Below are 13137 nucleotides of genomic sequence, written 5' to 3' on the forward strand. Positions count from 1 at the left end.
TGAATTGACGTGGAGTCAGCGTTTGACGATGTTCAACCCATTAGGTGACCGGGACGATCGGCAGCCCGCAGGCGAACCGCAGGAGGGCGATGCCGACGTGATCGACGAGACCGTTGGCGGGCGCGTCGCGCCGGTGTGCGACGTGGCACCCGCCGCGCTCGACCCCGACGGCTTGTCGCCGAGTGCGACCTTTGCCGTACGGCGCTTCCGTCATGGGGCGTGGCAGTCGGCGAGCGACGAGTTGGCCGAAGAAGTGCCCGTGGCGCTGGAGTTCAACGGCATCTCCCACGTGGTGATGCTCGCCACGCCTGCAGACGTCGAAGACTTTGCCCTGGGCTTCGCGTTGTGCGAGGGCATTCTGAACGACCGGCGCGAGTGCTATGGCATTGACGTGACGGCAACGACACAGGGTGTGACGGCGCATCTCGACGTCTCGTCGCGCGCGTTTGCCGGACTCAAGGAACGGCGCCGCAACCTCACGGGGCGCACCGGCTGCGGACTGTGCGGCACGGAAAGTCTCGATCAGGTTCTGCGGCCCTTGCCGGCGGCCAGTGCCCCGCTGCGTGTGTCGCATGCGGCGTTGGCGGCCGCGTATGGCGGGCTGTCGCGCCATCAGCCGTTGAACGGCGTGACGGGCGCCGTGCATGGCGCGGCCTGGTGCTCGCCGCAGGGCGAGATACTTTGCTTGCGTGAAGACGTCGGCCGGCACAATGCGCTCGACAAGCTGATCGGCGCGCTCGCGCGCAACGAACAGCCGTTCGATCGTGGCTTTGTGCTCATGACGAGTCGTGCGAGCGTTGAAATCGTGCAAAAGGCCGCGCAGGTCGGCATTCCGATGGTCGCAGCCGTCTCGGCGGCGACGGCCCTCGCGGTGCAAACGGCGACGGCCGTGGGCGTCACGCTGGTCGGTTTCGTGCGCGGCGAGCAGTGCGTGATTTACACCGGCGGGGCGGCGCTCGACGCCAGTGCCTGACGCCAACAAACGAGCAGGAGCTTCCTGATGGACGGTAATAACCTCGTGCGCATGGCCAATCGCATCGCGGACTTCTTTGAATCGTTACCTGATCGCGACGAAGCGCTGGATGAAGTCGCCGCGCACCTGCACAAGTTCTGGGATCCACGCATGCGCGCTGAGATCCTCGCACTGGCCGACACGCCGGTCTCCGCCGAGATGCACGTGCTGGTGCGTGAAGCGCTCGTCCGCCATCGTGAGCGGCTGACGCCGGCTGGGTGAGGCCGGTTCCAGGCGAAGATACGTCGCTCGCAGTATAGTGGGAACTGCCGTCGCGCTTCGGCGCGGCTTTACCCGCGGAGGACTTGATGAGCGATACCCAGACGCGCAAGCCGGTCCAACAGAAGTCTGAGCCGGAGGACGTCGTGGAACGCGACCTCGACGAAGCCCTTGAGGAGACGTTTCCGGCAAGTGACCCCGTTTCCATCGAAATCGACAAGCCAAAACGGGCGCCCAAGTCGACATCGGGCGACTCGACAGGTCCCGCGGGCGGGGCTGGCGGCCGAAAATAAATCTCGGCCCGGTGGTGGTTTGCCGCCCGGCCGGGGCGAATTCGTGGCAAAATTCCGCGCCTGACTCTCTCAGGCTGGGACTGTAGGAATTCAATGGCGGCAGGTACGGTAAAAAAAGTTCGACGCTACGCGCTGGAAACCATCGATGTGATGGGGCAGAGCGGACTGGGTGTCGTCGAGCGCCCCGACGGGCGTTTCGTCATGTATCCGGAGTATTGGACGCAGACGCAGGCGCTTAGCCAGAAGATGCGCACGTTGTACCGCCGAAATTGTCAGCTCGAGTACCAGTTGGCGAAGCTCACGCGCGAACTCGATCGACTTCGCACCGTAGTCGATACGCCGCGCCCTGTCGGAAATCCGCAAGCATCGCTGCCCGGCACCGACGTGCCGCAGCCTGAACTCGCCCTTGAGCGCAAGCCCGCCGCCGAACTACCGCCGCGACGACGCAAACGCGCCGCCTGAGTCCGCCGTCTCGGAAAGCATGCCGAGCCAGTTCTCCCGACCGACTTCGTTAAGCCACCGAATTTCCCTCAACGTCCAGTTACTTGCCCGCTTCGCCGACCATCATGGCGCTTACCGCATCGCAACTCGAAACCTTCCGTAACGACGGTTATCTGATTCTCCCGCGCTATGCGGCGCAGGCCGACTGCGAGGCGATGCTGGCCGACGCGCGAGCGCAACTGGCATCGGCCACGTTGCCGCTCGAGTTCGAAGCCGATGTGGGTTATGCAGGGGCACCGGCATCGCGTGACGCGCAGGGTGGTCAGACCGTTCGTCGTCTGCTCAAGGCCTACGATCGTGGCGATGCGCTGCGTCGCTGGGCAACGCGTCCGGATCTGGTCGAGTCGCTCGCGCAAATCTTCGGCGAGGATGTGGTGCTCACGTTGGCGCATCACAATTGCGTGATGACCAAACATCCCCATTTCGGCACGGCGACCGGTTGGCATCGCGATATCCGGTATTGGTCATTCCCGCAGAATTCGCTGATCTCCGTGTGGCTGGCGTTGGGGCCGGAAACGCGCGAGAACGGTGCGCTACGCTTCATCCCCGGGTCGCATCGCGAACAACTCCAGCCGCACCAGCTCGATTCGCTCGACTTCCTGCGTCCCGACGAGCCCGACAATCAGCCGCTCGTCGCACGTGGTCGGCAGGTGGCCCTGGCGCAGGGCGATGTCGTGTTGTTTCACAGCGGTCTGTTCCACGCGGCTGGACGCAACGAGGGCGATACCACGAAATTCTCCGTCGTGTTTGCGTATCGCGGCGAGAGTAATCCGCCAACGCCGGGCACACGCTCCGCGTCCGCCGGCGAAGTCGCACTGGGCCACTGACGCGCCTTCCGCCGGGAACGCCCACGTTCCGGCGTCGCCGAGAATTTTGGGTGCTTTCCTAATTAGGTCGGCACCTTTTCCCGCGTAGACTCTCCGGCCACCCTGAGGGTGTCGTGCGCTGGTGCTCGTGAGCCGCATCGTCCCGATGGCGATGCCGCGCCGCGCCGGTAATCTGCCTGACGCCATTCCATGACAAGTGCCGTGAGGCGCCTGTGCCGACCTTGGTCGGCAAGGCGCGCACGGCCGTTTCCGGAGGAGACACGTGTCCCAATTGCCTGATACTCCCGCCGCATCGCCCATCGCGCCGACGTGCGCGAGCGCCGACGCGCTCGCTGTCGCTGGCCGCGCCACCTGGGGATCGCGGCTAGGCTTTATTCTCGCGGCGGCCGGTTCCGCCGTGGGACTTGGCGCAGTATGGAAATTCCCTTATGTGGTGGGCAAGCACGGCGGCGGCGCGTTCCTCGCGGTGTATCTGGTCTGCGTGCTGACGCTGGGCGTCGCGCTGTTGCTTGCCGAAATGGCCCTCGGCCGATTGACGGGCAAGTCGATCACGACGGCATTACGTGAACTGGGCGGGCGCCGCTGGGCCTGGGTCGGGCGCATCGCCACGTTCAACGCATTCGCGATTCTGTCGTTTTACGTCGTCGTCGGCGGCTGGACGGTCGCGTATCTCGTGCGGGCGATGACTGGCACGGTATTGGCCAACGATACAGAGCGGCTCGTCAGCGAATTCTCGGCGTTCATCGCGGATCCGGTCGCGTCGCTCACCAGCATGGGCGTCTTTCTCGGGCTGACGACCGTCATCGTTGCCGCCGGCGTGCAGAAGGGCATCGAGCGGGCAGGCAAGTGGCTGATGCCCGCCCTGTTCGTGCTGATGCTGCTCGTCATCGCGCGCGCACTCACCTTGCCGGGCGCGATGGCCGGGGTTGCCTGGTTCCTGACGCCGGACTTCTCCGCCATTTCCGGCGCCACGTTGCTCGAAGCGCTGGGTTTGGCGTTCTTCTCGTTGTCGCTCGGCGCGGGCATGATCGTGGTCTACGGCTCCTATCTGCCCAAAGACGCACGACTGGCCGGCTCGGCCGTCTGGGTGGCGACGCTCGCGACGCTGGCCTGCTGCCTCGCCGGGCTGATGATTCTGCCAGCGGTGTTCGCATTCGGCGTGGCGCCCAACGCGGGGCCCGGTCTGACCTTCATCACGATGCCCGCGATCTTCGCGCAGATGCCGTTCGGCCATCTGGTGGCGATCGCGTTCTTCCTGCTGCTCCTGTTTGCGGCGCTCACGTCCGCCGTTTCGCTGTTCGAGCCGGTCGCCGCATTTCTCATCGACGAATATCAATGGCGCCGCGGACAGGCCGTGGTGGCGGTGCTCGTGGCCACGTTCGTGTTTGGTGCTCCGGCCGCGTTGTCTTTCGGTGTGTGGTCAGACATACGCATTTTTGACCGTACGATATTCGAGTTGATGGACTACACGACCGTCAATCTGTTGATGCCCGCGGGCGGGTTGTGCGTGGCATGCTTCGTCGGCGCGCGAATTTGGCCAACGGCGCGCACCGTTCTCGATGGCACGCGAGCGCAGTGGTTCGTGCCCGTGTGGCGAGCGCTATTGCTCGTGCTCACGCCCATTGCCATCTTCGGCGTGTGGTACCAGAGTCTCTGATGCGCAGAACGGGCCGTCGCGCCCGTTCGTGACTTAGGTAACCTAGGCGACGCGCCGGCGCATCACGCGACCGGTGTTCGCATCGTCACCCATTCCTCAGCGGCGGTCGGATGTACCGCCAGCGTGCGGTCGAAGTCGGCCTTCGTGGCGCCCATCGACAGGGCCACGCCGAGCAACTGCACCTGCTCTCCAGCGTGATCGCCCACCATGTGGGCGCCGACGATCTTGTCGGTGGCGCCGTCCACGAGCAGCTTCATCAGCACCCGTTCCTGACGGCCCGACAGGGTTGCCTTGAGGGGCCGGAACGACGCCTTGAAGACCTGGAGCTGTGCATAATCGGCACGCGCTTCGCGCTCGGTCAGGCCCACGACGCCGATCTCCGGTGTACTGAACACGGCCGTCGGAATCCGCTTGTGGTCGACGCGTGTCGTGCGTTCCCCAAACACCGTGTCGGCGAATGCCTGCCCTTCGCGAATCGCCATCGGCGTGAGGTTGACGCGGTCGGTGACGTCGCCCACCGCGAAGATCGACGGCACGTTGGTGCGCGAGAATTCATCGACGATCACCGCGCCCCTTTCGTTGAGCGCCACACCGCTCGCGGCCAGGCCGAGCCCTTGTGTGTAAGGCACGCGCCCCGCCGCGCTGAGGAGCACATCGGTGTCGTGCGTGCTGCCGTCCGACATCGTTACGCGCAACAGGCCCGATGCCTTGTCGACGCGCGCCACGGTGCGCTCGAGCAGGATATCGATTCCGCGGTCGCGATACGCGGCTTCGAGCGAGGTGCGAACGTCGTCGTCGAAGCCGCGCAGCAGGTGCGGGCCGCGATGCACGAGCGTGACCTTCGAGCCGAGTCCGGCAAACACGCCCGCGAACTCCAGCGCGATGTAGCCGCCGCCGATGATCGTGATGCGCTCGGGCAGGGATTCAAGGTGGAACACTTCGTTTGACGAAATCGCATGTTCGCGGCCAATGAAGTGCGGCTGGTCCGCCGGTTTTCCCCCGGTGGCGATCAGGATGTGCCGCGCCGTGATGCGCTCGCCCGTGGCGGGCAGCACGACCGTGTTCGGACCTTCGACCACGGCACGCGCCTCGACGAGTTCGGCGCCCGCGCGTTCGAGGTTGGCTCGGTAGATGCCTTCGAGCCGCGCGATTTCGCTGTCCTTGCGCGCGATGAGCGTTTTCCAGTCGAACCTGGGGGAGGGCACTTGCCAGCCGAAACCGGCGGCATCTTCGAACTCGTCGGCGAAACGGCTCGCATAGACGAGCAACTTTTTCGGCACGCAACCGCGAATGACGCAGGTGCCGCCGACGCGAAACTCTTCGGCGACTTTCACACGGGCGCCGTATTGCGCCGCGACGCGCGCTGCGCGCACACCGCCCGAACCGGCACCGATCACGAAAAGATCCACATCGAACTGGGGCATTGCTGACTCCTGTAGGTCATGCCGCGCGTCGCACCGTCGCAGCGCAAGTGCGCGCAGTGTGTCGACGACCACGGCTTCCGGCGATGAGCGATTGTGCCAGAGACCGGCTCGGGACGTCGGCGGGCCACCACGATTTCAGAGCCATCCGAGGCCCGAGTCGGCGATTGCCGCATCACCGGCGCCGATCGCACGCGGACGTGTCACGTGTCGCCATCCGATGTTTCTGAAATGAAACAATTCGTGGGTATCGCCGCGGCAACGCGCATGTCACGGAAACGGAAGTGTCTAAGAATCAATGGGTTGTGGCTCGTGGTCCGAAAGTTGCTCCGAATCTCTCGGGACAGGCGGGATTCACCGCAGACAGAAGACGATGAAGACGAGGATGTCATGACCAAGTCGCTCTTTCGCCTCATGGGCGCCATGCTGGCGCTGGTGTGGCTGTGTTGCTTCTGGATACCGGCATCGGCACATGCCGCGAATCCGTCGGGGACCCTGCGTCATGCGGGGGCATCGGCAAGCAAGAAGCCCACGGTCGCGCACACCCGGCATGGCGTCCGGCTGTCGCGGGCCGCACGTATGAGGCGTGCGGCCCGAGCGCCCGACTTCGCGCCGCCGGGCGCCCCTCCGCCGGCACTCATCGGTGTCGCGCCGGCCCCGTGGCACGACGTGTTCACCGAGGCAGGCGTCTGGGCGTCGGATCCCATTGTCGTGAGCGGCGGCACGCTCGGCGGCATGCTGGGGAATGCAGGGGTGACGCGAGCCGATGAAGGCATGGTCACCGGACCTCACGCCGGGCTGACAAGCCTGTATCAAAGCGTCTGGCATCGCGCGCTGTCCAATCCTGCATCGAGCACGCAACTCTTCGCCGGCGCACCTGAGTACTTCGGGCTGCATTTCTAACCCCATCGGGGCTCGTCCCCCATCGTCTCCATCGCGCCCGACCGGCGGCGTCGCGGGACACGCGTGCGCGCCCGCGTCGACCCCGGCGCTGCGGATGCCGCATTCCCTGCCGAGTTGATAGGTATCCGATGCATTATGCGCGCTGGGTCGATCGTTGCTCGCTGTACATTGCACCCGCGCAGGCCGTGCGCACCCAGTCATTCACGCACATCGCCACTGTCGCGGACCTTGCGCTCGTGCTTGCCTCGCCAAGCGCAATGCGGTTAGCATGAATCCGCAGATAACGTGTGCCGTTCCCTCAGGACATGCCGACGGCTGCCATGCCATTCCGTCCCCCAGCGCTCCCTTATGAGCGCGCCTGATGTGTTTGTACAAAATCACGGCCAGACGAAAGCGATACCCAACGGATGGATCGCCGATGTGATCGCGACGACCGCCGTGCCCTGATGCCCATGCCTGACGGCCTTCCGTTCGCGGCCCACCGCATGGGATGTGCGTGCGCTGAGGGCACCTTTCAGCCGGAGCGCGCGCGTGGCGACACGTCCCTCGGCGCGCCGCGCACGCAATTCGGTGTGAAACGAGAATCGATTTAAGCGATGTCTGCGGCATCGCAGGGAGAAGTGAAAGGCATGGCATTACTCAAGGTCGACGTGGTGAGCACCGAGCGGGCGATATTTTCGGGCGAGGCACGTTTCGTCGCGGTGCCGGGCACAGCGGGCGAACTGGGCGTGCTCCCCGGACACACGCCGCTGCTCACGGGCGTGCGTCCCGGCACGGTGAGGATCGAAGCGAGTGACGGCACCGATACGTTTCTTTATATTGCGGGCGGCTTCGTCGAGATCCAGCCAAATCGAGTGACGATTCTGGCCGACACCGCCATCCGCGCCGAGAGTCTCGATGAAGCGCGCGCCGAGCGCGCTCGCGAAGAAGCCAAGGCGGTGCTCGAAACCCAGGCGAGCAATATCGATTACGCCAAAGCGCAGGCGGAGTTGACGGAAGCCGTGGCGCAATTGCAGGCCATCCGACGCATTCGCAAGCAAAAGGGGTCTCGCTGAGACAGTGATACAGCGTATCGGCGCCAGCGCCAACGCCGGCACGACGGGCAATCCTCAGGGGCTGCCCGTTTTTTTTCGCCCGTCGCTTCGGAGGTGCAACCCCCTGAGGTAAACCCCGAAGCGATTCGACTTGCGCCATCTTTTTGAAATAACTATATTTCTCTCAGATAACAGTTATTGCACTGAGATAACTGTTTAGTGGGAAATGCGTTGATCGCATGATCGTCATCTCAATGCCCGCGTGATGCCACGCGTGGCGTGCCCTTGGAGTTCAAATGAGCGAGACAGCAAAGCAATCGGAGCAGGAAGTTCTTTTCACGCAGGTTGGCCGCGTCGCGGTGATTACGTTGAACCGCCCGCAGGCGCTCAACGCCTGGACCATCGCCATGCGCGAACTGATCATCGATGCGCTCGAGCGGTTCAATGCCGACGACAGCGTGGCGGCCGTGATCATGACCGGGGCGGGGCGCGCCTTCTCGGCGGGGCAGGATCTGGCCGAGGCGAAGCATTTCGACGGTGACACCGCCATCGAATGGATCAAGGGCTGGGAGCATTACTACGACGTGATTCGCAGCTTGAAGAAGCCGCTGGTCATGGCGCTGAACGGTACGGCAGCCGGTTCGGCCTTCCAGGTGTCGCTGCTTGGAGACATTCGCGTCGGCCATCCGGGCGTGCGCATGGGGCAGCCGGAGATCAACGCCGGGATCGCCAGCACGACCGGCCCGTGGATCATGAATCACATGCTGGGGCTGTCGCGCACCATTGAACTTACGCTCACCGGCCGTCTGATGGAGGCGGACGAGTGCCACCGCCTCGGCTTGATTCATCACCTGGTACCGGAGGAGAAGGTGTTCGAGAAGGCCCTGGAGATCGCCTCCGAGCTGGCCGAAAAGCCGCCGGTGGCCATGCGCCTGGACAAGCAGCGCTTTCGCGAGATGACCGAAGGGACGTTCCAGGATGCCATCGCCGCCGGTATGCGCATTCAACGCGAGTCGTATGAATCGGGCGAGCCGGCACGCATGATGGCGGCGTTCTTTGCCAAGCGCGCGGCCAAGGCCGAGACGGCGAAGGCCTGAGCGCTTCCGTCCACTGTTAATCACGTCGCGCCGCTCGGCATTGTGCTCAGCATTGCCGGGCGGCAACCATGACAGGGCATGCGCACCGCGTCTGTCCACACGCTAGCGGAGTTTCTAATGTCACATTCGCACGACCCGCAAAATCCGTCCCGTCGCCGCCTGCTGCAGGTGGCCGGCACCGCCGCGCTGGCAGGCGCTTTGCCGTTGGCCGCATCGCGCACGGCGTATGCCCAGGCACGCCAATTGATCGTCTCCGATCCGGGCGGCCCGTACGCGACGGCGTACCGCCGCGCGTTCTACGATCCGTTCGAGAAAGCCACCGGCATCAAGGTGGTGAGCGTGGCGCGCGATTCGCAGCCGGTGGCGCAGTTCGCCGCGATGGTGCAGACGAAGAACTTCGTTTGGGATGTGACGACGCTCACGCTCTCGGCCGACATTCCGTATCTGGAGTCGAAGGGCTTTCTCGAGCCCATCGGCATGAAGGTCGCCGACTTCCCCGGCATCATGCCCGAGGCGGTGACGCCCGACTGGCTGGGGGTCGACGTGTATTCGACCGTACTGGCCTACCGCACCGACAAATTCCCGAAAGACGCGCCGCAGACGTGGGCGGACTTCTGGGACGTGAAGCGCTTCCCGGGACGCCGCTCGCTGCGCCGCAGCCCGCTCGACACGCTCGAGCAGGCGCTCATGGCCGACGGTGTGCCGATCGACAAGCTCTACCCGCTCGACCTCGACCGCGCCTTCAAGTCGCTCGACAAGATCAAGCCGCACATCGATCTTTGGTGGACGTCCGGCGCGCAGGCCATGCAAGCGATCCAGAACGGCGACGTCGACATGATGTCGACGTGGAACGGTCGTGCGCAGGCCGCCATCGACAACAAGGCGCCGGTGAAGATCGTCTGGAACCAGGGGCTGTATTCCATTGAAGGGTGGGGCATTCCGAAGGGCACGCCGCGTGCCGAATTCGCACGGCAGTTCGTACGGTTCTGCGGCGACCCGGCACGTCAGGCGTTGATTACCCAGGACCTCGCGTACGGTCCGACGAACCTTAAGGCGTTCGACGCGATCCCGAAGGATCGCGCCCCGCTAATGCCCACGGCCCCGGCCAATTTGAAGGGCATGCGTTTGCCAAGCCCGCAGTGGTGGGCCGAGAACCGCACGAAGGCCACCGAGCGTTTCAACGCATGGCTGTTGTCGTAAGCCGTCAGGTACCGCGAAGCAGGAAGAAACGACTATGAGTACCAAACTGGAAACCCTCGGTCTTGCCAAGACGTATCGCGAGACCCCCGCGCTCCTGCCGACTGACCTGCGGGTCGCGGCGGGAGAGTTTCTGACCTTGCTCGGGCCGTCAGGCTCGGGCAAGACCACGCTGTTGCAGATGATTTCGGGGCTGGTCGAGCCGAGCGCCGGGCAACTGCTCATCGACGGGCGCGACGCCACACACGAAGCGCCCGGCAAGCGCGGCATCGGGATGGTGTTCCAGAGCTACGCGCTCTTTCCGCACATGACCGTCTGGGACAACGTGGCGTACGGCTTGCGCATGCGCAAGCTGCCGCGCGCCGAACTGGCGCCGGCCGTCGACGCCGCGCTCGCGATGGTCAAGATGCAAGCGTTCGCGCAGCGACTGCCGTCGGAGCTGTCGGGCGGGCAGCAGCAACGCATTGCCCTGGCGCGCTGCTTCGCGTTCCGTCCCTCGATCATCTTGCTCGACGAACCGCTCGGCGCGCTCGACAAGAAATTGCGTGAGCACATGCAACTGGAAATCCGGCGACTGCATCAGGAGTTGGGGGCGACGTTCATCTACGTCACACACGATCAGGACGAAGCGCTTACGCTGTCCGACCGCATTTGCCTGATGAACCAGGCACGCATCGAGCAGATCGGTACGCCGACACAGTTGTACGACCGCCCGGCCACACGTTTCGCGGCCGATTTCCTCGGTCACTCCAATTTGCTCGATGGCGTGGTCGAGCGCATGGCCGATGGCCGTGTTGGACTACGCGTGGGCGAGCGTCTGTTGCCCATTGGCCCGAGCCCCGACTTGCCCGCGGCGGGGGAGGCCAGTCTTCTGGTGCGCCCGGAGGCGGCGCGTCTGACGTCGCCCGAAGACGGGGCGCTCGCCGGCACGATTCGCCAAGTCGTTTTTGTGGGATCGGACACGCGCGCCATTGTCTCGCTGGGGCAGGAGAACGATGGGGCGCAAGCGGCCGACTTTACCGTGCGCTGCCCGCGCGATCTGACGCCGCGTGTCGGTGAGCGCGTCGGACTGGCGTGGGATCACGGCCGTGCGACGCTGCTCACGCGCTGAGCGTATTGCGCCAACGTCCTCGTCATCCGCTTCAGGAGTTTTTGTCATGTGGCTTGTTCAACGCCTACCTCAGGCGGGGCCCCGTATTGCCTGGCCGCGACAGGTGGCCCGGTGGTTGCCGGCTTTGCCCGCGTTGCTGTTCCTCGTGGTGTTCTTCATCGTACCGGTCGTCGAGATTCTGCAGGGCGGCCTCTACGATGCCGACGGTGTGCTGTCCGTCGCCCAGTTTGCCCGCATGACGCACTCGGCCGTGTACATCAAAGTGCTGGCTTCGACGTTCTGGATTGCGTTTCTTACCGCCGGGCTTTCGGTCCTGCTCGGATATCCGGTGGCGTATCTGCTCGCGCGGCTATCGGCGCGCTCGCGTGAGCGCTGGTTGCTGTGGATCGTGCTGCCGTTCTGGACCAGCTATCTCGTCAAGACGTATGCGTGGATGCTGCTGCTCTCGAAGACCGGCCTGCTCACGGTCGTGGCCACGCATCTCGGGCTGATCGATAGCGCGGGCACGCTTGCGCCGTCGCTCACCGGTGTGCTGATCGGCATGGTGCACGCGATGCTGCCGCTCGCCGTCATGACGATGTTGCCGATCATGCGCGGCATCAACATGCAACTGGTGCAGGCGGCGCAAACGCTCGGTGCCGACCGGGCGACGGGCTTCTTCACCGTTTTCCTGCCGCTGTCCGGGGCGGGCGCGGCGGCGGCCGGGTTGCTGGTCTTCATCACGAGCCTGGGGTTCTTCATCGTGCCCGCACTGCTCGGCTCGCCGCGCGAATCGATGGTGGCGCAGCTCGTCATCTCGTCGGTACTCGATCTGTTCGACCTGCGCTTTGCCGGCGCGCTCTCGAGCGTGCTGCTGCTGTGCTCGATTGTCGTGTTCTTCGTGTACGACCGCGTCGTGGGGTTGTCGTCGCTCGCAGGCGAAGCGCCCGAACGCCGTGCGGGGACCGGTGGGCGTATGTTGCCGATGCTGATCGCCGTCGGCCGCCTCGCGGGCAAGTTGTCGCTATCGAGAGGGCGGACGCGGGCGGAGGGCGGCTTCGGTCTCAAGGCGTATACGGGGGCAGTCGTGTTCGCTCTGGTGCTACCGATCGCGTTCGTGGTGCCGCTGGCCTTTACCAAGCAGTCGTTCGTGGCGTTCCCGCCGCAACTCTTCACGGTGAAATGGTTCGTGGCGTTCATCGAGTCGAGCGTATGGCAGGCGGCGTTGCTGCGCTCGCTCGGCGTGGGCTTCGCCACGGCGACGCTTGCCCTCATCCTCGGTTTCGGCGCCAGCCTGGCGCTCGTGCGGCTACCGTCGCGCTGGCGAAAGCCGCTGTTCGCCATGTTCATCGCGCCGTTGATCGTGCCGCGTATCGTGGTCGCCGTCGGCTTGCTGTATTTGTTCGCGCGCTGGGGGCTCGCAGGCACCAATGCCGGTCTCGTCATCGGCCACACGGTGCTTGCGATTCCCTATGTCGTGGTCACGCTGTCGGCGAGCTTCAAGCGCTTCGACTGGCGGCTCGACGATGCCGCCAAGATGCTCGGTGCATCGGCCTTTACCCGGGTGCGCACTGTGCTGCTGCCGTTGTTGGCGGCGAGCCTGGGGTCGGCATTCCTGTTCGCCTTCATCGTGTCGTTCGACGACCTGACGATCGCCATCTTCGTGTCTGGCGGCATCAACACCACGCTACCCAAGCAGATGTGGGACGACATCCAGTTGGCCGTCACGCCGACGCTGGCTGCCGTGGCGACCTCGCTGGTGTTCCTGATGGTATTCATCGTCTGGCTGTCGTCGATCTTCAAACGCAAGCGCTATTGATATCCGCGGAATTCCGTATGTCCATGTCCAACGTTGCCCGAGTTGCGCCGGTGAATGCGCAGACGTT

Annotated in this window: 13 protein-coding genes; 12 read left to right on the top strand and 1 reads right to left on the bottom strand. The window is 64.6% G+C overall.

All coding sequences use genetic code 11. The features are described from left to right. Nucleotides 1-28 precede the first annotated feature (28 nt). The 6 genes from fdhD to PSO31014_RS00195 all read left to right on the top strand — a co-directional run bounded on the left by fdhD (nucleotide 29) and on the right by PSO31014_RS00195 (nucleotide 4509). Complete coding sequence (gene fdhD, locus PSO31014_RS00170) at nucleotides 29-973, top strand: formate dehydrogenase accessory sulfurtransferase FdhD (protein ID WP_246176167.1); 945 nt, start codon at nucleotides 29-31, stop codon at nucleotides 971-973. A gap of 27 nt (nucleotides 974-1000) precedes the next feature. Further along, a complete protein-coding gene (locus PSO31014_RS00175) occupies nucleotides 1001-1234 on the top strand; it encodes a formate dehydrogenase subunit delta (RefSeq protein ID WP_017234317.1) in 234 nt (77 codons plus the stop codon). Between the two features lie 86 nt (nucleotides 1235-1320). After that, on the top strand, nucleotides 1321-1524 hold the full coding sequence (locus tag PSO31014_RS00180) for a hypothetical protein (RefSeq protein ID WP_017234318.1): 204 nt from the start codon (nucleotides 1321-1323) through the stop codon (nucleotides 1522-1524). A gap of 93 nt (nucleotides 1525-1617) precedes the next feature. Further along, on the top strand, nucleotides 1618-1986 hold the full coding sequence (locus tag PSO31014_RS00185) for a hypothetical protein (RefSeq protein WP_017234319.1): 369 nt from the start codon (nucleotides 1618-1620) through the stop codon (nucleotides 1984-1986). Between the two features lie 104 nt (nucleotides 1987-2090). Next, entirely contained in the window at nucleotides 2091-2852 is a 762-nt protein-coding gene (locus tag PSO31014_RS00190; protein ID WP_150549760.1) for a phytanoyl-CoA dioxygenase family protein, read from the top strand. 262 nt (nucleotides 2853-3114) lie between these two features. Next, nucleotides 3115-4509 carry a sodium-dependent transporter gene (locus tag PSO31014_RS00195; RefSeq protein ID WP_246176168.1) on the top strand — a complete coding sequence of 465 codons (1395 nt, stop codon included), beginning with the start codon at nucleotides 3115-3117 and terminating at the stop codon, nucleotides 4507-4509. 62 nt (nucleotides 4510-4571) lie between these two features. Here the strand turns inward: PSO31014_RS00195 and gor are convergent, their stop codons facing one another. After that, nucleotides 4572-5933, bottom strand: coding sequence for a glutathione-disulfide reductase (gene gor / locus PSO31014_RS00200; protein ID WP_150549762.1), 1362 nt, complete (start codon nucleotides 5931-5933; stop codon nucleotides 4572-4574). Nucleotides 5934-6320: 387 nt separating this feature from the next. Here gor and PSO31014_RS00205 point away from each other — a divergent pair, with 387 nt between their 5' ends. From PSO31014_RS00205 to PSO31014_RS00230, 6 genes are all read left to right on the top strand, one after another. Then, nucleotides 6321-6833 carry a hypothetical protein gene (locus PSO31014_RS00205; RefSeq protein WP_150549763.1) on the top strand — a complete coding sequence of 171 codons (513 nt, stop codon included), beginning with the start codon at nucleotides 6321-6323 and terminating at the stop codon, nucleotides 6831-6833. A gap of 629 nt (nucleotides 6834-7462) precedes the next feature. After that, complete coding sequence (locus PSO31014_RS00210) at nucleotides 7463-7888, top strand: F0F1 ATP synthase subunit epsilon (RefSeq protein WP_150549764.1); 426 nt, start codon at nucleotides 7463-7465, stop codon at nucleotides 7886-7888. A gap of 275 nt (nucleotides 7889-8163) precedes the next feature. Beyond that, on the top strand, nucleotides 8164-8964 hold the full coding sequence (locus PSO31014_RS00215; protein WP_130025871.1) for an enoyl-CoA hydratase/isomerase family protein: 801 nt from the start codon (nucleotides 8164-8166) through the stop codon (nucleotides 8962-8964). Nucleotides 8965-9081: 117 nt separating this feature from the next. Then, nucleotides 9082-10164 carry an ABC transporter substrate-binding protein gene (locus tag PSO31014_RS00220; RefSeq protein WP_150549765.1) on the top strand — a complete coding sequence of 361 codons (1083 nt, stop codon included), beginning with the start codon at nucleotides 9082-9084 and terminating at the stop codon, nucleotides 10162-10164. 34 nt (nucleotides 10165-10198) lie between these two features. Beyond that, the gene (locus PSO31014_RS00225) at nucleotides 10199-11272 is read left to right on the top strand and encodes an ABC transporter ATP-binding protein (RefSeq protein ID WP_150549766.1); all 1074 of its coding nucleotides are present in this window, start codon (nucleotides 10199-10201) and stop codon (nucleotides 11270-11272) included. Nucleotides 11273-11318: 46 nt separating this feature from the next. After that, on the top strand, nucleotides 11319-13070 hold the full coding sequence (locus PSO31014_RS00230; protein WP_150549767.1) for an ABC transporter permease subunit: 1752 nt from the start codon (nucleotides 11319-11321) through the stop codon (nucleotides 13068-13070). Nucleotides 13071-13137: the final 67 nt, after the last annotated feature.

It is taken from the genome of Pandoraea soli, from assembly GCF_902459595.1.
GTDB lineage: Bacteria > Pseudomonadota > Gammaproteobacteria > Burkholderiales > Burkholderiaceae > Pandoraea > Pandoraea cepalis.

Excerpts from the sequence above, each read along its gene's own strand:
- fdhD (WP_246176167.1), top strand. The coding sequence starts at position 29 with ATGTTCAACCCATTAGGTGACCGGGACGATCGGCAGCCCGCAGGCGAA.
- PSO31014_RS00175 (WP_017234317.1), top strand. The coding sequence starts at position 1,001 with ATGGACGGTAATAACCTCGTGCGCATGGCCAATCGCATCGCGGACTTC.
- PSO31014_RS00180 (WP_017234318.1), top strand. The coding sequence starts at position 1,321 with ATGAGCGATACCCAGACGCGCAAGCCGGTCCAACAGAAGTCTGAGCCG.
- PSO31014_RS00185 (WP_017234319.1), top strand. The coding sequence starts at position 1,618 with ATGGCGGCAGGTACGGTAAAAAAAGTTCGACGCTACGCGCTGGAAACC.
- PSO31014_RS00190 (WP_150549760.1), top strand. The coding sequence starts at position 2,091 with ATGGCGCTTACCGCATCGCAACTCGAAACCTTCCGTAACGACGGTTAT.
- gor (WP_150549762.1), bottom strand. The coding sequence starts at position 5,933 with ATGCCCCAGTTCGATGTGGATCTTTTCGTGATCGGTGCCGGTTCGGGC.
- PSO31014_RS00205 (WP_150549763.1), top strand. The coding sequence starts at position 6,321 with ATGACCAAGTCGCTCTTTCGCCTCATGGGCGCCATGCTGGCGCTGGTG.
- PSO31014_RS00210 (WP_150549764.1), top strand. The coding sequence starts at position 7,463 with ATGGCATTACTCAAGGTCGACGTGGTGAGCACCGAGCGGGCGATATTT.
- PSO31014_RS00215 (WP_130025871.1), top strand. The coding sequence starts at position 8,164 with ATGAGCGAGACAGCAAAGCAATCGGAGCAGGAAGTTCTTTTCACGCAG.
- PSO31014_RS00220 (WP_150549765.1), top strand. The coding sequence starts at position 9,082 with ATGTCACATTCGCACGACCCGCAAAATCCGTCCCGTCGCCGCCTGCTG.
- PSO31014_RS00225 (WP_150549766.1), top strand. The coding sequence starts at position 10,199 with ATGAGTACCAAACTGGAAACCCTCGGTCTTGCCAAGACGTATCGCGAG.
- PSO31014_RS00230 (WP_150549767.1), top strand. The coding sequence starts at position 11,319 with ATGTGGCTTGTTCAACGCCTACCTCAGGCGGGGCCCCGTATTGCCTGG.